This window comes from uncultured Microbulbifer sp., from assembly GCF_947489355.1.
Taxonomy (GTDB): domain Bacteria; phylum Pseudomonadota; class Gammaproteobacteria; order Pseudomonadales; family Cellvibrionaceae; genus Microbulbifer.
Window position 1 is genome coordinate 17,253 of record NZ_CANLDD010000022.1, and the last position, 22,833, is coordinate 40,085.

21 protein-coding genes are annotated in these 22,833 nt (G+C 57.8%); 9 read left to right on the plus strand and 12 right to left on the minus strand.

Going from position 1 to position 22,833, the window contains the following annotated elements; translation table 11 throughout:
* Positions 1 to 25: 25 nt before the first annotated feature.
* From rsmA to Q1A48_RS10840, 4 genes are all read right to left on the minus strand, one after another.
* Positions 26 to 826, minus strand: a complete 801-nt coding sequence (rsmA, locus tag Q1A48_RS10825; protein WP_299944611.1) for a 16S rRNA (adenine(1518)-N(6)/adenine(1519)-N(6))-dimethyltransferase RsmA — start codon at positions 824 to 826, stop codon at positions 26 to 28.
* Between the two features lie 61 nt (positions 827 to 887).
* A complete protein-coding gene (pdxA, locus tag Q1A48_RS10830; protein WP_299944613.1) occupies positions 888 to 1,877 on the minus strand; it encodes a 4-hydroxythreonine-4-phosphate dehydrogenase PdxA in 990 nt (329 codons plus the stop codon).
* A 70-nt stretch (positions 1,878 to 1,947) separates the two neighbouring features.
* Positions 1,948 to 3,291, minus strand: coding sequence for a peptidylprolyl isomerase (locus Q1A48_RS10835; RefSeq protein ID WP_299944615.1), 1,344 nt, complete (start codon positions 3,289 to 3,291; stop codon positions 1,948 to 1,950).
* Positions 3,291 to 5,891 carry an LPS-assembly protein LptD gene (locus Q1A48_RS10840; protein ID WP_299944617.1) on the minus strand — a complete coding sequence of 867 codons (2,601 nt, stop codon included), beginning with the start codon at positions 5,889 to 5,891 and terminating at the stop codon, positions 3,291 to 3,293. The genes Q1A48_RS10835 and Q1A48_RS10840 overlap by 1 nt, the downstream gene beginning before the upstream one ends.
* A 250-nt stretch (positions 5,892 to 6,141) precedes the next feature.
* Here Q1A48_RS10840 and Q1A48_RS10845 point away from each other — a divergent pair, with 250 nt between their 5' ends.
* From Q1A48_RS10845 to trpC, 8 genes are all read left to right on the plus strand, one after another.
* Complete coding sequence (locus Q1A48_RS10845; protein WP_299944619.1) at positions 6,142 to 7,173, plus strand: phosphotransferase; 1,032 nt, start codon at positions 6,142 to 6,144, stop codon at positions 7,171 to 7,173.
* A 52-nt stretch (positions 7,174 to 7,225) separates the two neighbouring features.
* Entirely contained in the window at positions 7,226 to 7,933 is a 708-nt protein-coding gene (locus Q1A48_RS10850; RefSeq protein ID WP_299944621.1) for a nucleotidyltransferase family protein, read from the plus strand.
* A gap of 18 nt (positions 7,934 to 7,951) precedes the next feature.
* Positions 7,952 to 8,614, plus strand: coding sequence for a ribulose-phosphate 3-epimerase (gene rpe / locus Q1A48_RS10855; RefSeq protein ID WP_299944623.1), 663 nt, complete (start codon positions 7,952 to 7,954; stop codon positions 8,612 to 8,614).
* 234 nt (positions 8,615 to 8,848) lie between these two features.
* Positions 8,849 to 10,360: an anthranilate synthase component I gene (trpE, locus tag Q1A48_RS10860; protein WP_299944625.1), complete on the plus strand. Its 1,512-nt coding sequence runs from the start codon at positions 8,849 to 8,851 to the stop codon at positions 10,358 to 10,360.
* Complete coding sequence (locus tag Q1A48_RS10865; RefSeq protein ID WP_299944627.1) at positions 10,347 to 11,210, plus strand: ion transporter; 864 nt, start codon at positions 10,347 to 10,349, stop codon at positions 11,208 to 11,210. The genes trpE and Q1A48_RS10865 overlap by 14 nt, the downstream gene beginning before the upstream one ends.
* Positions 11,207 to 11,785 (plus strand): aminodeoxychorismate/anthranilate synthase component II, encoded by a 579-nt coding sequence (locus Q1A48_RS10870; RefSeq protein ID WP_299944629.1) that lies wholly within the window; start codon positions 11,207 to 11,209, stop codon positions 11,783 to 11,785. Before Q1A48_RS10865 ends, Q1A48_RS10870 begins: the two co-directional genes overlap by 4 nt.
* A gap of 80 nt (positions 11,786 to 11,865) precedes the next feature.
* A complete protein-coding gene (gene trpD, locus Q1A48_RS10875) occupies positions 11,866 to 12,915 on the plus strand; it encodes an anthranilate phosphoribosyltransferase (RefSeq protein WP_299944631.1) in 1,050 nt (349 codons plus the stop codon).
* Positions 12,909 to 13,706, plus strand: a complete 798-nt coding sequence (gene trpC / locus Q1A48_RS10880; protein WP_299944691.1) for an indole-3-glycerol phosphate synthase TrpC — start codon at positions 12,909 to 12,911, stop codon at positions 13,704 to 13,706. The genes trpD and trpC overlap by 7 nt, the downstream gene beginning before the upstream one ends.
* A 78-nt stretch (positions 13,707 to 13,784) precedes the next feature.
* Here trpC and crp read toward each other — a convergent pair whose 3' ends face one another.
* Positions 13,785 to 14,420 carry a cAMP-activated global transcriptional regulator CRP gene (gene crp, locus Q1A48_RS10885; RefSeq protein ID WP_299944633.1) on the minus strand — a complete coding sequence of 212 codons (636 nt, stop codon included), beginning with the start codon at positions 14,418 to 14,420 and terminating at the stop codon, positions 13,785 to 13,787.
* 311 nt (positions 14,421 to 14,731) lie between these two features.
* Here crp and Q1A48_RS10890 point away from each other — a divergent pair, with 311 nt between their 5' ends.
* Positions 14,732 to 15,139, plus strand: coding sequence for an OsmC family protein (locus Q1A48_RS10890; RefSeq protein WP_299944635.1), 408 nt, complete (start codon positions 14,732 to 14,734; stop codon positions 15,137 to 15,139).
* Positions 15,140 to 15,271: 132 nt separating this feature from the next.
* Here the strand turns inward: Q1A48_RS10890 and coq7 are convergent, their stop codons facing one another.
* From coq7 to prmA, 7 genes are all read right to left on the minus strand, one after another.
* Entirely contained in the window at positions 15,272 to 15,973 is a 702-nt protein-coding gene (gene coq7 / locus Q1A48_RS10895; protein ID WP_299944637.1) for a 2-polyprenyl-3-methyl-6-methoxy-1,4-benzoquinone monooxygenase, read from the minus strand.
* Complete coding sequence (gene purD, locus Q1A48_RS10900; RefSeq protein ID WP_299944639.1) at positions 15,970 to 17,274, minus strand: phosphoribosylamine--glycine ligase; 1,305 nt, start codon at positions 17,272 to 17,274, stop codon at positions 15,970 to 15,972. Before purD ends, coq7 begins: the two co-directional genes overlap by 4 nt.
* Before the next feature lie 146 nt (positions 17,275 to 17,420).
* Entirely contained in the window at positions 17,421 to 18,992 is a 1,572-nt protein-coding gene (gene purH / locus Q1A48_RS10905; RefSeq protein WP_299944641.1) for a bifunctional phosphoribosylaminoimidazolecarboxamide formyltransferase/IMP cyclohydrolase, read from the minus strand.
* A 144-nt stretch (positions 18,993 to 19,136) separates the two neighbouring features.
* Positions 19,137 to 19,445, minus strand: a complete 309-nt coding sequence (gene fis, locus Q1A48_RS10910) for a DNA-binding transcriptional regulator Fis (protein ID WP_299944643.1) — start codon at positions 19,443 to 19,445, stop codon at positions 19,137 to 19,139.
* A complete protein-coding gene (gene dusB / locus Q1A48_RS10915) occupies positions 19,442 to 20,380 on the minus strand; it encodes a tRNA dihydrouridine synthase DusB (RefSeq protein ID WP_299944693.1) in 939 nt (312 codons plus the stop codon). The genes fis and dusB overlap by 4 nt, the downstream gene beginning before the upstream one ends.
* A gap of 249 nt (positions 20,381 to 20,629) precedes the next feature.
* Positions 20,630 to 21,844, minus strand: a complete 1,215-nt coding sequence (locus Q1A48_RS10920; RefSeq protein WP_299944645.1) for a DUF3426 domain-containing protein — start codon at positions 21,842 to 21,844, stop codon at positions 20,630 to 20,632.
* A gap of 66 nt (positions 21,845 to 21,910) precedes the next feature.
* Positions 21,911 to 22,801, minus strand: coding sequence for a 50S ribosomal protein L11 methyltransferase (prmA, locus tag Q1A48_RS10925; RefSeq protein WP_299944647.1), 891 nt, complete (start codon positions 22,799 to 22,801; stop codon positions 21,911 to 21,913).
* Positions 22,802 to 22,833 lie beyond the last annotated feature (32 nt).

The following is a 22,833-nucleotide window of genomic DNA, read 5'->3' on the forward strand; positions in this document are numbered from 1 at the left end:
CTCCCCAAGATACCCTATTCGACGGTTATTCTTGATTGCGTTCAAAGCAGGTGTTTGCCAATTGTACAAACTCCCCCACGCTGAGGGTTTCCGGGCGGCGACTGATATCCAATGGCACTGATTCTGCCACAAGTTCCGGAAACAGGGGCTTCAGGGCATTGCGCAGCGTCTTGCGGCGCTGCTGGAAAGCGGTATTGACGATTTGCGCCAACAGTTTCTCGTCCTTGGCGGGAAAAGGCGGAGTGCTGTGGGGGGTAAGGCGTACAATGGCGGATTCCACTTTGGGCGCTGGCCGGAATGATTGAGCGGGTACCGGAAAGAGTCCCTGCACATGGCATTGGTATTGCGCCATAACGCTCAGGCGGCCGTAGGCCTTGGTGCCCGGTGTGGCGCTCAGGCGGTTCACGACTTCCTTTTGCAGCATAAAGTGCATGTCCTGTACCTTGCCTTTGAAACTGAGCAAGTGGAACAGCAGCGGAGTGGAAATATTGTAGGGTAGGTTGCCGACAATGCGCAGAGCATCCTGTACCGCAAAGCTGCCGAAGTCGAACTTGAGGGCATCCTGTTCAATAACCCTGAATTGCGGGTATTCCCTGAATTTGAATTGCAAGAGGGGAATCAGGTCCCGGTCCAACTCCACAGCGGTAAGGCTGGGGCAGCGCTGCAGGAGCAGTTTGGTGATGGCGCCATGGCCGGGACCGATCTCGACGAGCCTGTCTGATGCCTTGGGCGCAATGGCGCGCACGATCCGCTCGATAATCGTTTCATCAACCAAAAAGTTCTGACCGAAGCGTTTGCGGGCTTTGTGCTGGAAAAAGTTGTCCATCAAATAATCTATTGCTCAAGATGCCATTAAGTGGGGTGCGTGCTTGGGGGTGCCTTACAGGCTATTCATGCTTGTGTTGTTTTGCCAACTGGATTGCCTCGGATAGGGCCGCCATCAGGCTGCCACTACTGGCGTTGCCGCTACCGGCAATATCTAGAGCCGTGCCGTGATCGACGGAAGTGCGGATAAAGGGCAGGCCCAGTGTGATATTGACGGCGCTACCGAACCCTTTGAATTTTAACACCGGCAGTCCCTGATCGTGGTACATGGCCAATACGGCGTCGCACCGGGCCAGTTGGGGTGGTGTAAACAGGGTATCGGCGGGAAGGGGACCGATCAGGTGAAAACCCTGTGTGCGCAGTCTGGTCAGGGCAGGTTCAATAATCTCCAGTTCCTCCCGCCCCAGGTGGCCGCCCTCCCCTGCGTGGGGGTTGAGTCCGCATACCCCGATTCGGGGTGAGTCTATACAGAACTGTGTGCGCAGGCCTTGGTGCAAAATCCCAATAACCTGCTCGAGGTGCGGGCCGGTAATGGCGGTACTGACATCTTTCAGGGGGAGGTGTGTGGTGGCCAGGGCCACGCGCAGCCCTTTGGCGGCGAGCATCATTACCACCTGCCCGACACCGGCCTGACGGGCAAGGAATTCAGTGTGTCCGCTAAAGGGGGTACCGGCGTCGTTGATGACCCCTTTGTGAACAGGACCGGTCACCAGGGCATCGAAATGCCTGCTAAGGCAACCTTGCGTGGCTATTTTCAGGGTTTTCAGAACATAGGGGGCATTGGCGGTATTCAGGACTCCGGGAAGCCCCGGCTCAGCCATGGGTACTGCCTGTACATAAAGGCTGCCGGGCGGTGTCCCGAGGACAGGGGATTGGGGGCCAAATGGCAAGAGTTGCAGGGGGAGATGTGTGTTGATGGCGGCTTGGCGCAGCAGTGCTGGGTCGGCGATGGCAACCAGTTGCGCTGCGCTGCCCTGTTGGGCCAGCTTTACCACCAGTTCCGGGCCTATACCAGCGGGCTCGCCGGGGGTGAGGGCAATTCTGGGTATCATCGGGCCGCCGGTTTTCTATGAGAATCAATAAACCGGCACAAGGGGCCGGTCTTGCCGCGATACCAGACCTTTACCGCTGTTCATTGCCGGAATTGGCCTCTGCCTCCTCAGACAGCTTGATTTCCACATAGGCCTGGTCGCGAATTTCACGGCGCCAATTCTGCAACTCCTCTTCGTAGCGGCGATTGCGCAACAAATTGGCGGCCTGATTGCGGATATATTGGTCCGTCATATCCTGCTTGCGGCGGCCTTCTACCATCAGTATGTGCCAGCCAAACTGGCTGCGAAAGGGCAGGCAGATTTCACCGATACTGGTCGTGTCCATGGCCTGGGTAAACTCGGGCACAAACTGCCCGGGCATAGACCAGCCGAGATCGCCACCGGAAAGCATAGAGCCAATATCTTCTGAGTTTTCGCGCGCCAATTCGGCAAAGTTTTCACTGGCCATGGCTTCTTTACGCAGCCCGATCAGTTTGTTGTAGGCTTCGTCGTCAGTGAGGATGGCGGAAGGCTTGAGCAGTATATGGCGTACCTTGGTCTGCTCAACCAGTTGCTCACCGGCGCCTTTCTGGGCGTGGATCTTGAGTAGGTGAAAACCGGCATCACTGCGGAAGGGTTCGGTGACCTCTCCCACCTTGAGGCCATTGAGTGCATCGGCAAACAGGGTGGGCAGCTCTACGGTTTTACGCCAACCCAGGTCGCCACCGGCGAGGGCGTTTTGCCCGGCGGAGTTGGCGATGGCCAGTTGGCGGAAGTCTGTACCCTTGCGGGCCTGTTGCAGCAGTTCTTCAGCCTTCTCGCGGGCCTGTGTGACCTCACTGGCGGGGGCGCTGGAGCTGATGGGGATCAGAATATGGCCGAGCTCATACTGGGGGGAGCGCCAGAACGCCCCCTCCTTGGAGCGGAGAAAGTTGTCGACATCCTGCTCGGTGATCTGGATACGCCGGTTGACACTGCCCTGCTCCACACGGCGAATCATAAGCTCCTGGCGAATTTGCTGGCGAAAGCTTTTCATGCTCATGCCATCTGTGCGCAGGCGCTGGCGAAACGCCTCCGGACTGACACCGGCATTCTGCTGTACCCGGGCGATCGCCTGATCGAGCTCTGCCTCAGAAATGGTGACCCCAGCTCGGGAGGCCATTTGCAACTGCAGCCGCTCAATAATCAGTTGTTCCAGTACCTGCCGGCGCAGTATATCCACCGGTGGCGCCTGCACCTGCTGAGCCTGGATCTGGGCTGTGATGGTATTCATGCGCTGCGCCAGTTCGCTGGCCATCACGACATCGTCATCGACAACCGCGACCACCTGGTCAAGTGTTTGTACTTGCGCCGTGACAGGGCCCCCGATCAGGGCGCAGGCAGCGAGAATGGAGGACAGGATAAATGTCGAGGTGAATTTCTGCGTTATTCTCATCACGGTTTCAGCTCTTCTCTCTGGTCAAAGTTGGCGATCCCCTGGGTCAGTATTTGGGTTACGGTTGCGCCGAAGCCGCCCAGACCTTTCAGTTGTATCTCGAGAAAGACGCCCTCGTCATACTCCAGATCCTCTGCCGCCACTATCCCGGCCAGGTTATTGTCCAGGGTGCGACGCCACACCAGGCGCGCACGATAGCAACAGTCGTCATATTCGATACCTGCCAGGTATTCCAGTTCCCGATCCAAAGTCAGATCATAGGCCGCGCCAGCCATTATAGCGGTATGGGGGGTAATGGGCAGAACGGCGGAGCTGTTCAGCTGCCGGGTGGAGGAATCCACCTCGTTACCATCCTCAATTCCCCTGATTCTGTCATTTCGAACGTAGTTATAACCGAGATTAAAAATCCTGGCATTATCGTCAAAGTAACGCAGGTTGAAGTTACCGCGGTTGATGTTATGTTCGGTGTCATCATAGACAAGTTCGCTGTCAATACGCAGGGACTGCAGGGGCCGGCTCTTCAAGCGTGCGGCCAGCTCGGATCGGGGCGTATTTTCTATGAGTTCGCGCAGTCCGATTTGCGAATCACTTGAATAGAAGGCTTGGCCGACACTGGCGGACAGTAATTCACGCCCGCTAACGGGGTCTATAAAGCGCGTAGTCAGGCCCAGGGCAATTCGATCGGCATCGTCTATACGGTCATTTCCGGTAAAACGGCTGTTCCGGAACAGCTGGTCATAACTGGAGGTAAACAGCGAAGTATCGTAGAGCAAATTATTGCTCAGTGGATCAATAGGGCCAATGTCATTAACGTCATCCCCGCTGATATCGAAAAAACCGCTCTGGTCGGCACTGCTGCTGATCAGGGTGAACAAACGGGGCTCCAGGGTCTGGACATAATCGCGGTTGAAAAGATATCCATCCCGCTCAAAATAGAGGCCTGTATCCAGAGTGAATTGGCCGGCGGAGGCACTCGGGGTGCTATTGGCATCCTCGGGCAGGAACAGGTCGCTGACTCGATACCCCAGGTAACGTGCGGCTATGCCGGGCTTGAAGTAGCCCCAGAGCCACGCCTTGTCCCATTGGAGTTCGTAATCCAGGCGTAGCCGATCCGCGTTAATAAAATCCCGGGTTCGACTGGTTACACTGTCCGGGTCGCCTATATCCCGGATAAATGTGATTGTCTGTGTATCCTGATGGTTCCATATTGTGGCTTCGTTTTGCAGGGATAACAGCCAGTCGCCCCAGCGGTAATCGCCGTCCACATCCAGGCGTGGCAACTGGGTAAATGCATCAAAGACGTCATTTTCTAACACCTGGTAGTCCTGGGCTCGAAGATTTACCCGCCAGTTCTCGAAATTGAGGCTACCCTGTACCGTCTGGTTCACCTTGGTTTCGGCATTGATTGCCAGGTTGGCGGTGCTCAGATCGCGGAAGTAATCAGGGTCACTGACCTGTGTGTAATCGATATAAGTACGCCAGACGCTGCCGCTGTAGCCGCCTGCCTGCTCAAGGTTAAATAGCCAGCGGTCCTCTCCTTTGTAGGGCAGCACCAGCTCTTGCGGAAAGCCCCTGCCGATCAATTCGCGGGAGAGGTCGTCATTGCCCCCCTTGTCATTGGGCAGATCCGCCGCCCGCACAATGGTGTTGAACACGGGGCTCAGGTGGCGGAACTCGACTTCCAGGCCGGTTCCGCGGTATTGGATATAGCGCGGGGTAATGGTCGCATCCATCTGAGGGGCGATATTCCAATAGTAGGGAACGGCACCGTCCCAGCCGTTTTTATCGCTATTGCTCAGTGAGGGGAACAGGAACCCCGACATGCGGGCATCGTCTACCGGGAAACGAAAATAGGGGAGATAGAGCACCGGAACGCCCATAATTTCCAGGCGCACGTTTCGTGCCACCCCCTGGCTCTCGACTTTATCGATATTGATTTCACCACCGCTCAGTCGCCAGAACTCTCTGCCCGGTTCGCAGCGGGTGTAGGTGCCGTCTGTCAGGGTCAATTCCCCACTGGCCTGGCGGGCAGCGAAGGCAGCGGTGCCGTGAATAAAAATGTCGTGTACCACGTAGGTGGCGTCTTCTATGGAGGCTGCATTACTTTCTGTATGCACTTCCGCCTCATTGCCGCGTACCAGTAAATTGGGCTCGCGCAGTTCGATAGCGCCGCTCAGGTAGGCGGTATTATTGGAGCGATTGATATCCACTTGATCCGCAAACAGCTGGCGGTACCCCTGGGTGATATGCACATTGCCGCTCAGTTCTGCGCTGCCGTCTTCCAGCCACATTGACTGCTCGGCGGTTGCGCGCAACGGGGCCTCGTCTGGTGGTAGGTCCGCTCCCGGATAGTGCCGGGGGGGGGCGACAAAGGTGCCCGAGCAAATCGCCGGTAATTTGGCCCGCGCCTCCGGGGGCAGCTCTGAACGGGGCAGCCAGTCCAGATACAGGTAGGGGTTGTAGTCCGGATCTGCCGTGGGCGCCTGTTCTGCGTTGGCACACAGGGATTGCGCAGCGATCAGGCCGATGGTGAGAGAGCGGGCTTGAGCATTTTTAGCGATCGCCAGCGCGAGGCGGTGCCACCGGGAGACTTCGAGCATTAAACGATATGTTCCGGCTATCTTGAGTGTGTCTTTTATCGGGATAAGCGTGCGACAGCTATCCAGCCGGGGCGCGCAAAAAATCTTCGCCTGATTCTACTTGAATGTAGATGTGGTTAATAGCCACAGGGTGGGGAGGTATTGCCATCGCTGGACGCCAAGGGCTGCAGGGTTACAATGCAGCCTAATAAATGGGAAACTGCCGCGGAATGAACAAGCGGTTGGCCGGTGAGATGGGTGAGGGTGTGTTGTGAGTGATGACCTGCGGCGCGAGCAGCTGGCTCGATGGGTGGGTCGAGCCCTGGAAATGGACAGGGCTGCCGCGCTCTTCGATCTCGCTGGAGATGCGGGCTTTCGGCGCTACTTCCGCACCGGCACAGAACCCCGCTTGGTGGCTGTGGACTCCCCACCCCAGCGCACCAATCCCGCCCGCTTTGTGGCTCTGGCGGATTACCTGCGGCGCAATGGCCTTCATACCCCGATGGTGATTGCGGCGGATACCACAAACGGCTTCCTCCTGTTGGAAGATCTCGGGGATATCCAATTATTCTGCGCGCTCAATAAGGACAGTGTTGAGGGCCTTTATGCAGAGGTCCTGAGCGAACTGCTGTGTTTGCAGCAGATACCCCGCGAAGAAGTGCTGTTGCCAACCTACAGCAGGGAACTGCTGCTGGCAGAGATGCGCATTATGCCGGAATGGCTGGCGGGAAAAATGCTTGGCTATCCCCTCGGTGCACAGGATGCGCAGTTGCTGGAGCGGACTTTCCGGCTTTTACTCGAAAGTGCTGCCGAGCAGCCACAGACCCTGGTGCACAGAGACTACCACAGTCGTAACCTGATGGTCCGGGGGGGGCAACGCCCCGGTATCATGGATTTCCAGGATGCTGTCTGGGGGCCGGTCACTTACGATCTTGCCTCCCTCTTGCGCGATTGTTACATACGCTGGCCGCGCGAGCGGGTAGTGCGCTGGGCCCTGGCCTATGCCGCTACTGCCGAATCGACGGGGATTTTGGAACCTGTGGCCCGGGAGAGGTTCTTACGTTGGTTCGACTGGATGGGCTTGCAGCGCCATATCAAGGTACTCGGCCTGTTTCCGCGCCTGTTGCTACGGGATGGAAAACAGGGATATTTAGACAATCTGCCGCTGGTGATTCGCTATGTGTTGGAAATATCCGAACGCTATCCTGAGTTGAGACCCTTTGGCGAATGGTTTCGCAGTGAGCTGCTGCCGCTGATCGAACAGCAACCCTGGTACAGCGATTACCGCATGGCCGGAGGTTAATGCAGGCAGGTTACAAAAAACAGGTCCCAAGAAATTTGTATAGATTAATAAGATGACTCACCGCACTAAGACGCCCCCGACCACTGCCATGGTGCTGGCCGCGGGCTTCGGGCGCCGCATGCGCCCGCTCACGGATCAAACGCCAAAACCCCTGCTGCCTGTTGCCGGAAAACCGCTTATAGAGCATGCCCTGGAGCGTCTGCAGGGTATTGGCGTCAGGCGCGTGGTGATCAACCTGGGCTATCTCGGTCAAAAAATCCGGGACTCCCTGGGCAGGGGGGAGCGCTGGGGGCTGGATATTCTGTATTCGCTCGAGCATGAAGAGCAACCACTGGGGACTGCCGGTGGCATCCTCAAGGCCATGCCGCTTTTGGGGGGTGCCCCCTTTCTGGTGGTCAATGGCGATGTCTGGTGTGACTTCGATTTGTCCCGGTGGGCGGCCCGGCCTTTGCCGAAGCATTGTCCGGGACGGTTGCTGATGGTACCAAACCCCCCGCACAACCCGGAGGGTGACTTCGGTATTGAGCAGGGGTTGTTGTCGGGCTGCTCCAGGCCCCGCTACACTTTTGCCGGTATCAGCTGGCTGCGACCGGAGATGCTCACCGGCTATGCGAAATTGCGTGATTGCTTTGGTCTGGGGGAGGTATTTACCTTTAATGAAGACAGGCTGCAGGCAGAGTTGTACACCGGAGACTGGTGTGACGTGGGTACCCCGGAGCGCCTGGAGCGACTGCACCGCCGGTTGGCCGCAGAATATTGAGTGACTAAGGGTGTTGAAATGTCAAAATACAAGATTGCCCCATCCATCCTCTCCGCCGACTTTGCGCGGCTGGGGGAAGAGGTGGAAACCGTGTTGTCAGCCGGAGCCGATTGGGTCCACTTCGATGTGATGGATAACCGCTATGTGCCCAATCTCACCATTGGTCCCATGGTGTGTCAGGCCCTGCGCAAACACGGCGTCGAAGCTCCGGTTGATGTGCATCTGATGGTGGAGCCGGTAGATGACATGATTCGTATGTTTGCCGATGCCGGCGCCAACTATATCACCTTCCACCCGGAGGCCTCCCGTCATCCGGACCGCTCCCTGCAGTTGATCCGCAGTCTCGGCTGCAAAGCTGGCCTGGCACTCAATCCGGCCAGCAGCCTGGATGCGGCCAAATATGTTATGGACAAGTTGGATATGATCCTGCTTATGTCGGTAAACCCTGGCTTTGGTGGCCAGAAGTTTATACCCGCTACGCTGACCAAACTCAGTGAAGCGCGCAGGATGATCGATGAATCCGGCTTTGATATTCGCCTGGAAATTGATGGTGGGGTAAACCGGGACAACATTGCGGACATTGCCGCCGCTGGTGCCGACACCTTTGTGGCGGGGTCCGCCATCTTTAACGCCCCGGACTACGCTGAGGCCATCGGCGCTCTGCGCAGGAGCCTGGGTTGAGCAATGCCCCGCGGTTGGGTTCTTGCCTGCCGCACGGGGGGTTTGTAAACTTGTGCGCCTTGTAAAGAGGGAATCTCCGTGAATCGTGCTGCCCCCCTGACTATCCGCTGGCGATGGCGCCACTGACCCGTTGAGGCGCAATCGGTAATCACTGCCAATTCGGCCGCCTTCCCCTTAGGTGCTGCCTATACTCGGGCGCCAAGCCAAAAAATACAAAGACAGACTGGAGTCTCTATGACCCCAAGCGAATACGCCCGGCTCGTGTCTGCGGGCTATAACCGGATACCGCTGGTGCGACGTGTACTGGCCGATATTGAAACGCCTTTATCCACCTACCTGAAGCTTGCTGCGGGGCCCTACAGCTACCTGTTCGAGTCTGTGCAGGGAGGGGAAAAGTGGGGCCGCTATTCCATTATCGGTCTGCCGGCGCGGACCCTGTTGCGGGTACGCGGCAATGTGGTGACCGTGGAACGGGATGGCGAAGTGGTGGAGAGTGAGACCTCTGCGGACCCACTGGCGTTTGTGGAGCGCTTCCAGAAACGTTACCGGGTGCCGGAATTGCCCGACCTGCCGCGCTTCCACGGTGGCCTGGTGGGCTATTTTGGCTACGACTGTGTGCGCTATATCGAATCGCGCCTGGCCTTAAGCGCGCCACCGGATACCCTGGGCAATCCCGATATTTTGCTGATGGTCAGTGATGAGCTGGTGGTGTTCGACAACCTGGCCGGTGCGGTGATCTTTATTGTACATGCCGACCCGGAGCAACCGGCTGCTTTCGAGCGGGTGCAGCAGCGCCTGGATCGGCTGGTCAGCAAACTCGCACAGCCGCTGCCGGATCTGGTGTCTCTGGACCTGGAGGGCATGGGTATCGAAGAAGGTGCCTTCTATTCCCATTTTGGTGAAGCTAACTTCAAGCGCGCGGTGGCGCGGGTTAAGGAATATGTCCTGGCCGGCGATGTGATGCAGGTGGTGCCGTCGCAGCGGTTATCCGTACCCTTCGATGCGCCGCCGTTGAACTTCTACCGCGCCCTGCGCAGTCTGAACCCCTCGCCTTATATGTATTTTCTCGATCTGGGGGACCACCAGGTAGTGGGGTCCAGTCCGGAGATCCTGGTGCGTCTGGAGGAGGGGGAAATGACGGTGCGCCCCCTGGCGGGCACCCGCCGTCGCGGTGCTTCGGAGGAAGAGGATCAGGCCCTGGAGAGAGAATTGCTGGCCGACCCAAAGGAGCGGGCGGAGCACCTGATGCTGATCGATCTGGGGCGCAACGACGTGGGGCGTGTGGCGGAAACCGGCAGTGTGCGGGTGACTGAGCAGATGGTGGTGGAGCGCTACTCCCATGTCATGCATATTACCTCTAATGTGACCGGCCATATCAGGGATGGCCTGAGCGGTATGGATGCCTTGCGCGCTGCGCTGCCTGCTGGCACCCTGTCGGGAGCGCCAAAGATTCGCGCCATGGAAATCATTGATGAACTGGAGCCAGAAAAACGCGGCATCTATGGTGGCGCTGTGGGTTATCTGGCCTGGAATGGCAATATGGACACCGCCATCGCTATCCGCACTGCCGTGATCAAAAATGGCCGGCTGTTTATCCAGGCCGGCGCCGGTCTGGTGGCGGACTCTGATCCCCAGTCCGAATGGGATGAAACCATGAACAAGGCCCGTGCGCTGTTCCGCGCAGCGGGCATGGCCCTGGCCAGTCGTTGTGATGCAGTAAAGACCGAGCAAAATGAGCGAAGCTAGTATTTCCCAAAAATTCACCTTTGTTGCACGCTGCCAGCGTATTGTTGCAGCGCCGCTGTTTAATCAGATGATTATCGGCATGATTTTGCTCAATGGGGTTGTGGTTGGACTGGAGACTTCCCGTTGGATGGTGGAGCATTTTGGCGCACTGCTCGGAGGCATCAATCAGCTGGTGCTGGGTGTGTTTATTCTGGAGGCGACGGTCAAGATTGCCGCCTATGGATCGCGCCCCTGGCGCTATTTTTCCAGTGGCTGGAATTGTTTTGATTTCACCATTATCGCCTTGAGCCTGATTCCCGCCGCGGGGCCGCTGGCAACCCTGGCTCGACTGGTGCGTGTACTGCGGGTTTTGCGCCTGGTGTCCGCTTTTCCGGAGTTGCGCGTTCTCGTGGATACCCTGCTGCGCAGCCTGCCGAGCATGCTGCATATTGCGCTGTTGATGGGAATTATTTTTTATATCTACGGCGTGGCCGGTTATTTTCTCTTCCACGAGGTTGACCCCGTACACTGGCGCAGCCTGCCAATCGCCCTGCTGAGCCTGTTTCGCATTGTTACCTTCGAGGACTGGACCGACATTATGTATATCGCCATGGAGGCAATGCCCTGGGCCTGGGTCTATTTTGTCAGCTTCGTAGTGATGGGGGCCTTCGTAATGATCAATCTGTTTATTGGGGTTGTGCTCAATAACCTGGAAGAGGCCAAATTGCGTCGTATGGATGAGATGTGCCTGCCGCCGAGCCAGACAGAGATACTGCGGGAACTGCGCGCCACCCAGCTGTCTTTGGTACGTTTGCAAAAGCGCATGGAAGCAACCACTTATTCACCAAAGGTTATGGGGGCCGTGCAATGATTTTGATGATAGACAACTACGACTCCTTTACCTGGAATGTGGTGCAGTATCTGCAGGAGCTGGGCGCGCAAGTTGAGGTCAAACGCAACGACGAGTTTGCGCTTGAGGAGATTGAGGCAATGTCACCGGAGAAAATTGTGATCTCGCCGGGGCCCTGCACACCCAATGAGGCGGGTATTTCTCTCGATGTGATTCGCCGCTTTGCCGGCAGGATCCCAATACTGGGGATTTGCCTTGGCCACCAGAGTATCGGTCAGGTCTTTGGCGGCAGGGTGGTGCGTGCACGCCGGGTCATGCATGGTAAAACCTCCCCTATAGTGCACAATAACCTAGGGGTATTTCACGGTCTTTCCAATCCCTTCGAGGCGACGCGCTACCACTCCCTGGTGGTGGAAAAAAACAGTTTGCCGGAATGCCTGGAAATCACCGCCTGGACCGAAACCGAAGACGGTGAGATAGATGAAATCATGGGGTTGCGCCACCGTGAACTGGCGATTGAGGGGGTGCAGTTTCATCCAGAGTCCATCCTCACCGTGCACGGCCACGACATGGTGCGAAATTTTCTCGAGTCCTGATTTTCTGGGACAAATGACTGCGGGACAGGGTGCTGCCTGTCCCGCACAATAAACCACAGAGCAGGGCCAAGGGGAGAACCATGAATATTCAACAGGCTATCGCCAAGCTGGTGGATGGCGAACATCTCACCCGTGTGGAAATGCGCGAGACCATGGGCCAGATTATGCGTGGAGAGGCGGAGGAGGCGCAGATTGGCGCGCTGCTGATCGCAATGCGTATCCGCGGCGAAACCGTCGGTGAAATCGTGGGTGCCGTGGAAACCATGCGTGCGCTGGCTACCAAGGTAGAGTTGAGTCTGGATAATACTGTGGATATTGTCGGCACCGGTGGCGACGGCGCCAACCTTTTCAATGTTTCCACTGCCAGCAGCTTTGTCGCGGCGGCGGCGGGGGCCAGGGTGGCCAAGCACGGCAATCGCTCCGTTTCCTCCAGCAGTGGTTCTGCCGACCTGCTCGAGCGCGCGGGCGTTTTTCTTGAGTTGAGTCCGGAACAAATGGCCCGCTGTGTGGAAACCATCGGTATTGGCTTTATGTTTGCCCCCAGTTTTCACAGTGCGGTACGCCATGTGGGACCGGCACGCAAGGCACTGGGATTGCGCACCATCTTCAATCTGCTCGGTCCCATGACCAATCCCGCTGGCGTCAAACGCCAGGTGATCGGTGTTTATGACAAACGTTATTGTCGGTTGCTGGCAGAGGTGCTACAGCACCTCGGTTCGGAACATGTACTGGTGCTGCACAGCGATGATGGTCTGGATGAAGCCAGTCTCGCCGCGGACACGTTTGCCGTGGAGTTGAAATACGGGGCCATTACAGAATTTCTGGTGCGTCCGGAGGACTTTGGCCTGAAGCGCCGCGACCTGAGTGGTCTCAGTGTATCCGACTCCGAGGAGTCCCTGGCGTTAATTCGCGATGCTCTCGGCAAGCGCTCGACCGCAAAGGGACAAAAAGCTGCGGATATTATTGCCCTGAATGCCGGTTTGGCCATTTATGTGAGTGGTGTAGCGGCTACCGCCCGGCAGGGTGTCGCCATGGCACAAGATGCTATCCACAGTGGCCTTGCCGCCGAGAAAGTCAATGACCTGGCTGCTTTTAGTAGTGCCTCTCGTCCGGAGGAAGTGCGATCGTGAGCACACCGACTATTTTAAATAGCATTATTGCGCGCAAATGGCAGGAAGTGCTAGAGCGTAAGTGCCGGTGCGCACTGGAAGAGATGCGTTTGCGTGCACAGAACCAGGCCCCGGTGCGGGACTTCGTGGCTGCACTGGAGCGCAAGATTGCCGAAGGCGAAGCGGCGGTGATTGCGGAAATCAAAAAGGCCTCTCCCAGCAAGGGGGTGATTCGCAAGGATTTTTTGCCTGCGGAAATTGCCACCAGCTATGAAAAGGGCGGTGCCGCCTGCCTGTCGGTACTGACCGATGTTGATTTCTTCCAGGGCGCCGACAGCTATTTGCAACAGGCGCGCAACGCGGTACGTCTGCCGGTATTGCGCAAGGACTTTACCGTGGACCCCTATCAGGTTTACGAGGCGCGGGCTATCGGGGCCGATTGCATATTGCTGATTGCCGCCTGTCTGGAAGATCAGCAAATGCAGGATCTCAACGGCTTGGCACGGGAGCTTGACCTGGATGTGCTGGTGGAAGTGCACAACCGTCAGGAGTTGGAGCGCGCGCTGGTTATGCCGAATCGTTTGATCGGTATCAACAACCGCGACCTGCACACCTTCGAGGTACATCTGGAAAACACGTTTAAATTGCTCGACCTGGTGCCCTCCGACCGCATTGTAGTGACCGAAAGCGGCATTCATACCACCGATGATGTCGCGGCCATGCGTGGGCACAGTGTTGATACATTCCTGGTGGGAGAGGCGTTTATGCGCGAGCGGGAGCCTGGGCGTAAATTGATGGAAATGTTTAACTAAGCTGTAATTTTTCTTTGCGGCAGAATGAAAAAGGCGATTATAGAATCGCCCTTTCGTGTTCTGTGCGGTCGGGTTGACTCAGCGGGTGCCGTAGACCACCATGGTTTTGCCTTTTACGGAAACCAGGCCCTGCTCTTCCAGGGTTTTCAGCACCCGCCCCACCATTTCCCGGGAACAGCCGACGATACGGCCGATTTCCTGGCGGGTAATTTTAATCTGCATCCCCTCGGGATGTGTCATTGCGTCCGGCTCATTGCACAGGTCCAGCAGGGTGCGCGCCACGCGGCCGGTGACATCCAAAAATGCCAGGTCGCCGACCTTGCGTGTAGTGTTGCGCAGGCGGCCCGCCATTTGTGTGGCCAGGGCAAACAGGAACTCGGGGTGCTGGCGGGTCAACTCCTGGAATTTGGTATAGGAGATTTCCGCCACTTCGCACTCGGTCTTAGTGCGTACCCAGGCACTGCGGGTATCCTGATCAAAGAGCCCCATTTCACCGAAAAAATCCCCATCATTCAGGTAGGCGACGATCATCTCGCGGCCCTCGTCGTCTTCAATCAGAACGGTCACCGAGCCGCGCATAATAAAATAAAGGGATTCACAGCGGTCGCCGGCATAGATAATCGTGCTCTTGGCCGGGTAGCGGCGCCGGTGGCAGTGGGCCAGAAAGTCTTCAATATTGCCGGTGGTTGTGGATTCTTCGATAGCAACCGTCACGATGTATTCCTCATTTTTGTCTCGTGCTCTTTCCAGGCTTGAGCAACTGAGCACTGTTGAATTATCGCGCGAAAAAAGCGTCCCCAACAGAGGCTGGCTGTGGCAAAGTTCCACATTGTGACCTGTGACACTCTGGCGCTTGTGGGATTGGACTTCAGTATGGCCCAGGTGTTACTGGCGTCTGCTGAAATAGTGCTCTGGGGCATTTCGCGCGGAGGCGTGCAGACACTATACCGGAAATAGGCCGACACCGAGATAAACTTGCACAATATGCTAAGCTTTGTGACTTGAAATTTTGTGGGGGGATGCGGATGCAGGGCAAGGTAACCTGGGTCAGTGATTTGATGTTTGTGGGTGAAGCCGGCAGTGGTAATGCGGTGGTGATGGAAGGCGGGCGCACCAATAACGGTGTTCGCCCCATGGAAATGATCTTGCTCGGCGTCGGTGGTTGTGCTGCCTATGATGTCGTTTCTATTTTGCAAAAAGCACGTCAGGATATTATTTCCTGTCATTGTGCATTGGATGGGATACGTCCGGATACAAGCCCCTCGCCGTTTGAACGGATAGAAATGGAATTTGTAGTGCGAGGCCGCGGACTGAAAGAAAGTCATGTGGCGCGCGCGGTGAAGCTCTCTGCGGAAAAGTATTGTTCTGCCTCTATTATGCTGCGCAATGCAGGGGTGGAAATAGTGCACCGCTACCGAGTCGAGGAGGCGTGATTGATCCACTGCCCGACTCACCGGGTGGCGTTAAAACCGGGTGTTCGAAACCATTTTATGGCCGCGCAGCGATATACCCTTAAGCCATTTGCGTTACCCGCCAAGCCACAATCGCCGCCTGGCGCATTGCCGTCAGATTCTATAGCTGGCAGAGGTCATCACTTTTGCCACCAGCGACATGAGGCCTTTAACAGGTTCGGGAAAACGGCGCCCACCGGCAGCCAGTGCGGCATGGGCGTGCTCCTCCTCGTCGATCAGCATCTGCTTCACCACCGCGCGGCTTTTCTTGTCCTGGCTCGGCAGTTTTTCCAGGTGGTTCTGCAGGTGTTGGCATACCTGCTCCTCGGTAGCGGCCACAAAGCCCAGGCTGATGTGATCGCCGATTTTGCCGGCGGTGGCGCCAAGGCCGAAGGATAGGCCGTACCATAGGGGATTGAGCCTGCTGGGTCGGCTGTCCAACGCCTGCAGGCGCTGTTCGCACCAGGCCAGGTGATCGATCTCCTCATCGGCGGCGCGCGCCATTTCACCGCGCACTTTCGGCAATTTCGCTGTGAGTGCCTGGCCCTGGTAGAGCGCCTGGGCGCAGACTTCGCCGCTGTGATTGACTCGCATCAAGCCGGCGGCATGCCTGCGCTCAGCGCTGCTGAGTTCGGCCTCCGCCTCGGCCCTGGCGGGAGAAGGCCGCCCATGGCAGGGTGCGCCGGGGCTCAGGGTGCGCAGGGCCCGGTCCGCCTGAATAAGCAAGCGGTCGAGCCCGCTCAGATGGCGTTCACCCGCAGGCAGCACTCGCTGCTGCGTTGACCCCTGGGTGCAATCGTCCCGTGTAGTTTTCATGGTTGCTCACCGGCAGTGACCTCTTCTCTTTCGATCGCGCGATAGCCAATATCCCTGCGATAGAAGACACCATCCCAGTATATCCCGCGAGCCGCCGCATAGGCATTGGCCTGGGCATCGGCAACACTGTCGCCCAGGGCTGTGGCGCACAGGACCCGACCGCCGCTGGTTACCACTCGGTCGCCATCTTCGGCGGTACCGGCGTGAAAGATTTTTGCACGGTCGCTGTCAGCGCTCTCCAGGCCGCCAATGGCGTCGCCCCTGCGGTAGCTGCCGGGGTAGCCGTGTGCGGCGAGCACCACACCGAGGGCGGGACGCGGGTCCCATTCGGCCTCTGCTTTGTCCAGCTTGCTATCCAGGGCGGCCAGGCACAGGTCCACCAGATCGGACTTGAGGCGCATCATGATGGGCTGGGTTTCCGGATCGCCAAAGCGACAATTGTACTCGATGACTCGCGGTGTCCCTTCCGGGTCGATCATCAGCCCCGCGTAAAGAAAGCCGGTGTAGGGCATGCCCTCTGCAGCCAGTCCCTGCACGGTAGGCTCAATCACTTCTTTCATAATGCGCTGGTAAATACTGTCGGTGACCACCGGAGCGGGGGAATAGGCGCCCATGCCACCGGTATTGGGGCCAGTGTCGCCATCGCCAACCCGCTTGTGATCCTGGCTGGTGGCCATGGGCAGTATGTTCTTGCCATCGACCATCACGATAAAGCTGGCCTCTTCGCCCTGCAGAAATTCCTCAATCACCACCCGACAGCCGGCATCGCCAAAGGCGTTACCGGACAGCATATCCCGCACTGCCAGTTCGGCCTGCTGCTCGGTTGCCGCCACGATCACGCCTTTACCTGCGGCGAGGCCGTCCGCTTTCACGACGATTGGAGCACCGCGTTCACGGATATATTCAATGGCCGGGTGAATCTCGGTGAAATTGCGGTAAGCGGCGGTGGGAATCTTGTGACGCTGGAGAAAATCCTTGGTAAAGGCTTTGGAGCCCTCCAGTTGGGCGGCACCCTTGCGGGGGCCGAAAATGGCGAGGCCGCGGCCATTGAAAAAGTCTACAATACCGTCAACCAGAGGTGCCTCGGGGCCGACAATGGTGAGTGCCACCGCATTCTCCTCGGCAAAATCTGCCAGGGCGGAGAAGTTGTCCACACCGATGGCAACGTTTTGCAGCCCGGTTTCACGTGCGGTGCCGGCATTCCCCGGTGCCACAAATACGGTTCCCACAGCCGGATTTTGCGATGCCTTCCACGCCAGCGCGTGCTCGCGGCCACCGGCACCGACAACCAATACATTCACTGTTAAATCCCCCCTAAATAGATCCGATTGGCCTGTTGAGCCGATATTTGATGCGCTAGTTTAACGCGGAATCGGTGCGGGGAAAGCTTTGCCGCCGCTATGCTTGCGCCAGACTGGGGCTGTCACAGGCCCGGCCCCACGCCTGTCTAATGGCGGAAGTGGCGTAAGCCGGTAAAGACCATGGCCATATCGTGCTCGTCCGCTGCCGCGATCACCTCTTCGTCGCGCAGGGAGCCGCCCGGTTGGATGACCGCTTGGATGCCTACGGCAGCGGCATTGTCGATGCCGTCGCGGAAGGGGAAGAAGGCGTCTGAGGCCATCACGGAGCCCTGCACTGAGAGGCCTGCCTGCTCAGCCTTGATCGCGGCAATGCGCGCGGAATTGACACGGCTCATCTGGCCTGCGCCCACGCCGATGGTGCGACCGCCCTTGGCGTAAACGATCGCATTGGATTTGACGAACTTGGCCACCTTCCAGGTAAATAACAGGTCGCGAATTTCCTTTTCTCTGGGCTGGCGCCTGGAGACCACTTTCAGATTTGCAGCGGTAACGATAGCGTCGTCACGCTCCTGTATCAGCAGGCCACCGTTGACGCGCTTGTAGTCCAGCTCTGGCACGGGTTTGGCACTCCACTGGCCGCACACCAGTAGGCGCAGATTCTTCTTCTCTGCAACAGCCCGCCTGGCCTCTGCGGAGACAGATGGCGCAATGATCACTTCGACAAACTGGCGTTCAACAATAGCTCGGGCTGTGGCGCCGTCCAGCGTGCGGTTAAAGGCGATAATGCCGCCGAATGCGGACTCGCTGTCGGTGGCAAAGGCCAGGTCGTACGCCTTGTGGAGCGTTTTGGCAACGGCCACACCGCAGGGGTTGGCGTGCTTGACGATCACACAGGCGGGCTCGTCGAAAGCTTTCACACACTCCAGCGCCGCGTCGGTGTCGGCAATATTGTTGTACGACAGCGCTTTACCCTGCAACTGGGTGGCGGTGGCAACACACGCCTCGGCAGGGTTGGTCTCAGTGTAGAAAGCGGACTTCTGGTGAGGATTCTCACCGTAGCGCAGATCCAGTTTCTTGATGAACTGGCTGTTGTAGGTGTGTGGGAACCGTTGCTTTTCGCTGCCCTTGAGAGTACCCAGGTAGTTGGCAATAGCACCGTCGTAAGCGGCGGTGTGCTCGAAGGCTTTCACCGCCAGGCCAAAGCGGCTGGCGTGGCTGAGCGCGCCATCGCTGGCTTTCATCTCATCGACAATGCCTGCGTAATCGCCGGCATTCACTACAATAGCGACGTCCTTGTAGTTCTTGGCAGCGGCGCGCACCATGGTGGGGCCGCCGATGTCGATATTTTCGATTGCATCTTCCAGCGAGGCGTCCGGTTTGGCCACAGTCTGTGTGAACGGATAGAGATTTACGACTACCATATCGATCGGGACAATGCCGTGCTCGTCCATTACGGCGTCATCGGTGCCGCGGCGGCCGAGGATGCCGCCGTGTACCAGAGGGTGCAGGGTTTTCACGCGCCCATCCATCATCTCGGGAAAACCGGTGTAGCTGGAGACTTCCATGACCGGAATGCCGGTTTCTTCCAGTTGGCGATGGGTGCCACCGGTAGAGAGGATTTCAACGCCCATTGCGCAGAGTTGCCGGGCAAACTCTATGATGCCGCTTTTGTCGGAGACGCTGATCAGTGCGCGGCGGATCGCTACCTTGTCTGTCATTGCACTTGGTCCAACTGATTCTTCAAAGGATTCGCCACCGGGTTTCTGCCAGGTTTTCAGTGCGGTGGGGAAATCACGGTGGGGAAATAGGGAAGGGGGGTGAGAGACCTCACCCCCCTTCGTGCTATTCACTCTGTCGACGGCTTACAGCAGTCCGTAGCGCTTCAGTTTCTTGCGCAGTGTGCCGCGGTTGAGACCCAGCAGCTGAGCGGCGCGGGTCTGGTTATGGCGGGTATATTTCATCACGACCTCAAGCATAGGTGCCTCTATCTCTGACAGCACCATGTCGTAGACTTCGGTCACCATCTGGCCGTCCAGATGGCGGAAGTAGTTTTCCATCGCCTGCTCAACAGCATCGCGCAGGGATTGCTGTTGAGGCTGTGCTAATTGAGTTTGCCCCTTGGAGGATACCTCTTCGCTGCCAGTATCCGGAATCAATACGTCATTGTTCATGCCGCTTGTGCCCCTCTCGTTATTCGGCGTTCAAACCACTCGTGAACGCTGGCATTTTGTACTTCTGCGCTCTCTATCTGGAAAAAGGTCTTGCGGAAGGACTCGCTGTTCGCAAGTGTCTTCAAGTACCAGCCCACGTGCTTGCGGGCGATACGGACCCCCATCAGCTCACCGTAAAACCGGTGCAGCTCACCTAAGTGGGTGAGCAGTATTTCTCTGACTTCATCCAATGTCGGTTCGGGTAGCCGCTCACCGGTGGCGAGGAAATGGGCTATCTCCCGAAAAATCCAAGGTCGTCCCTGTGCGGCGCGACCGATCATAACCGCCGCTGCGCCAGTGTAATTGAGCACCTCGCGGGCTCTGTCGGCACTGGTGATATCGCCATTGGCAAAAACCGGGATTTTTACCCTGGATACAATGTCGGCAATGGTATCGAATTCAGCTTCCCCGTGGTACCCGCAGGCGCGCGTACGACCATGCACCGCGAGTGCAGCGATCCCGGCATCCTCGGCCATTTTGGCGATAGTGATGCCGTTGCGAAAATCCGGGCACCAGCCGGTGCGAATTTTCAGTGTCACTGGAACCGAAGCCGATTGCACGACAGCCCGGAGAATGTCCGCAACCAGCTTTTCATCTCTCAGCAGGGCTGAGCCTGCAGCCCTTTTGCACACTTTTTTTGCCGGGCAGCCCATATTGATATCGATGATTTTCGCACCGCGACGCACATTCTCCCGGGTGGCTTCGGCCATCATGCCGGGGTCGCCACCGGCGATCTGCACCGATACGGGGGCCGTTTCACCGCAGTGATCCAGGCGCAACCGGGACTTGCGGCTGCCCCACAGGCGGGTGTCCGACGTCACCATTTCCGAAACCGCCAGTCCTGCACCGAGTTGGCGGCACAATTGGCGAAAAGGGCGGTCGGTCACGCCGGCCATGGGTGCCAGAATTACCGGACTGTCGATAATATAAGGGCCTATGGCAGTGGGCACGGCAGCTCCGTTGGCTCTGGGAGGGGCCGCTCAAGACCCAGGCAAAACAGCGGCCTATGATAGCGGCTGGTGGTGTATTGGAAAAGCGAAAAAGCGGACAATTTGATCGATTCCTGTGCATTTAGCCTGCGGAGTGGTCAATTTTAGTTGTTTTAGGCGCCAATTTAATGGGAGATATTGGGATAAAGCCAAGCTTCAATGTGTGATAGCCAGCTCGTAGTTTACCGCTTCCGCACCGGGATCCACTATCTCGATGGCGAGATGAATCGGGCTTGCCGGCGGCATCAGTTTGTGGCCCGCCAGTTCGCCCTGGAGATATTCCTTAGGCGTAAACCGGCGGCTGGCTACCGCTTTGTCCTTCAGGTCCGTGAACTGCAATAACAGGCGGGGAAAAGGCTGGGGATAGGGTGCCGTATTGAGTAGGACTGCATCCACCACCAGGGCTCCCTTGCGCTGGGGGTGGCTGCGTACCATCAGGTTGGAAGCCTGTATGGCACCGGGGTCCCTGAGCTGGGGCAGGGAACAGCCGAACAAAGGGCAGGTCGCGGTGTAGAAGCTGCGCCAGGGCTGTTTTTTGTTAAGATTGTCGAACTGGAAATAAGCCACCTGCGCGAGCAGTGTAAGAGCCAACAGGGGCAGCAATAGCCCCCAAAACCAGGGGCGTGCGACTTTTTGCTGTGGTGAGCCCCAGACTATTTCCACAGGCGCTGGCTGAATGGAGGAAATCAGCGGCTCGCCTTCCGGTTCCGTACCGACTTTATCCACGGAAGTAAAAAAGGGCTCCCTGCGCTCTCCAGCCCCCAGAGGCTCGGAAGCCCCTTGTGCTGACAGTGCAGCTCTAGAGGGTGTATTGCAAGCATCGCTTTGTGATCTTTCCCCAGCGCCGATCTGTGGGGCGTTTGCCAGCCTGGTGGGGGCAGTGTCTGAGTCACAGACAGGATCTCCGTCGGGCTTGAGCACATCGTCGAGGTTTTCTTCGAGCCTTTCCTCCGGAACCCTTTCAGGGCGCGGTACCTGCCAATCACTATCACCAAATGCATCTCCGATGGAGGAGGCTGAATCCCCTTCACTGTGCGTATCCACCGGAGTCGGTTCCGCCGCAGCCTCTCTCTTCGGCATTGGTTGTCGGGTCGATGGGGGTTTGGTCGGGGACTTCCACCGTTTCTCTGTTGTCGGTTTAACGGCATCCAGTTCCATATCATCGTGGATCAGGAGGTCGTCGTCTTCGAGCAATGTCTCCAGGCTGTTGGAGATATTGGCGTCTTTATCATTGAAGACGATGTTTTCATCTGCACGGAAAACCTGCAGGCAGGAGCCACAACGCACTGCGCCGCGCGCGGCGCGCAGTTGCTGTCCGTTGACATGAAATGCGGTGTTGCAATGGGGGCAGCGGGTAACCAGTTGGGACATTCGATTGTGGCGCAGTGTATTTTGCGTTCAAGTCTACCAGCCTCCCCGGCCCCCGCGTAGTGGCGGTTAGCGCATTTGGGTAATACGGGTGCCGCTCAGGCGCACCCAGCCCCCCTGTTCCCGCTCTTTATCGAATGCAACATGTTGTCTGTAGGCCGCCTTCACCTGCTTCGCCTGGGAGGCGAGGATACCCGACAGACAGATGCGCCCGCCGACTCTGGTCAGGCCAATCAGCTCGCATGAGAGATCCATCAAGGGGCCCGCAAGGATGTTGGCGAACATGATATCCGCGGGCTCCCGTGGCATCTGTGCCGGCAGGTAGACCGGAAAGCGCTCGGGATCAATACCGTTGCGCGCGGCGTTGTCGCGGCTGGCGATCAGCGCCTGCGGGTCAATATCGGCCCCCATGGCGTGTTCGGCACCAAGGAGCAGGGCGCCGATACCCAGGATGCCGGAACCGCAGCCGAAGTCGATCACGTTGCGGCTTTGCAGAGGTTCCCCGGCCAGCCACTGCAGGCACAGAAATGTGGTGGGGTGGGTGCCGGTACCGAAGGCAAGACCGGGATCGAGCATCAGATTGGTCGTCTCCGGGTGCGGGGGCTGACACCAACTGGGACAGATCCACAGGTTTTCGCCACACTGGATGGGCTTGTAGTGGGACATCCACTCGCGCTCCCAGTCTCTGTCCTCCAGTGGCTCCCAGCGGGCATTGGGCAGCTGTGCACAGAGAAAGGCGGCGGCTTTGGCTTCTGTGACCGCAGTGTTGATTTCCGCATCGAACAGGCCGGTCACCCGTGTCTGATCCCACAGGGGCACCTCGCCGAGAGCGGGTTCGAGAATAGGTTGATCTGCGTTGTCCTGCAGGGAGACGGATACGGCGCCGGCAAAAAGCAGAGCCTCTTCGATTTTTTCTGCATACACGCGATCAGTATCGACGCGAAGTTGTAGCCAGGGCATTGGGGTTCCGTGGTGAGTAACTGCGGATTGGA

Excerpts from the sequence above, each read along its gene's own strand:
- rsmA (WP_299944611.1), bottom strand. The coding sequence starts at position 826 with ATGGACAACTTTTTCCAGCACAAAGCCCGCAAACGCTTCGGTCAGAAC.
- pdxA (WP_299944613.1), bottom strand. The coding sequence starts at position 1,877 with ATGATACCCAGAATTGCCCTCACCCCCGGCGAGCCCGCTGGTATAGGC.
- Q1A48_RS10835 (WP_299944615.1), bottom strand. The coding sequence starts at position 3,291 with ATGAGAATAACGCAGAAATTCACCTCGACATTTATCCTGTCCTCCATT.
- Q1A48_RS10840 (WP_299944617.1), bottom strand. The coding sequence starts at position 5,891 with ATGCTCGAAGTCTCCCGGTGGCACCGCCTCGCGCTGGCGATCGCTAAA.
- Q1A48_RS10850 (WP_299944621.1), top strand. The coding sequence starts at position 7,226 with ATGACTCACCGCACTAAGACGCCCCCGACCACTGCCATGGTGCTGGCC.
- rpe (WP_299944623.1), top strand. The coding sequence starts at position 7,952 with ATGTCAAAATACAAGATTGCCCCATCCATCCTCTCCGCCGACTTTGCG.
- trpE (WP_299944625.1), top strand. The coding sequence starts at position 8,849 with ATGACCCCAAGCGAATACGCCCGGCTCGTGTCTGCGGGCTATAACCGG.
- Q1A48_RS10865 (WP_299944627.1), top strand. The coding sequence starts at position 10,347 with ATGAGCGAAGCTAGTATTTCCCAAAAATTCACCTTTGTTGCACGCTGC.
- Q1A48_RS10870 (WP_299944629.1), top strand. The coding sequence starts at position 11,207 with ATGATTTTGATGATAGACAACTACGACTCCTTTACCTGGAATGTGGTG.
- trpD (WP_299944631.1), top strand. The coding sequence starts at position 11,866 with ATGAATATTCAACAGGCTATCGCCAAGCTGGTGGATGGCGAACATCTC.
- Q1A48_RS10890 (WP_299944635.1), top strand. The coding sequence starts at position 14,732 with ATGCAGGGCAAGGTAACCTGGGTCAGTGATTTGATGTTTGTGGGTGAA.
- coq7 (WP_299944637.1), bottom strand. The coding sequence starts at position 15,973 with ATGAAAACTACACGGGACGATTGCACCCAGGGGTCAACGCAGCAGCGA.
- purH (WP_299944641.1), bottom strand. The coding sequence starts at position 18,992 with ATGACAGACAAGGTAGCGATCCGCCGCGCACTGATCAGCGTCTCCGAC.
- fis (WP_299944643.1), bottom strand. The coding sequence starts at position 19,445 with ATGAACAATGACGTATTGATTCCGGATACTGGCAGCGAAGAGGTATCC.
- dusB (WP_299944693.1), bottom strand. The coding sequence starts at position 20,380 with ATGGCCGGCGTGACCGACCGCCCTTTTCGCCAATTGTGCCGCCAACTC.
- Q1A48_RS10920 (WP_299944645.1), bottom strand. The coding sequence starts at position 21,844 with ATGTCCCAACTGGTTACCCGCTGCCCCCATTGCAACACCGCATTTCAT.
- prmA (WP_299944647.1), bottom strand. The coding sequence starts at position 22,801 with ATGCCCTGGCTACAACTTCGCGTCGATACTGATCGCGTGTATGCAGAA.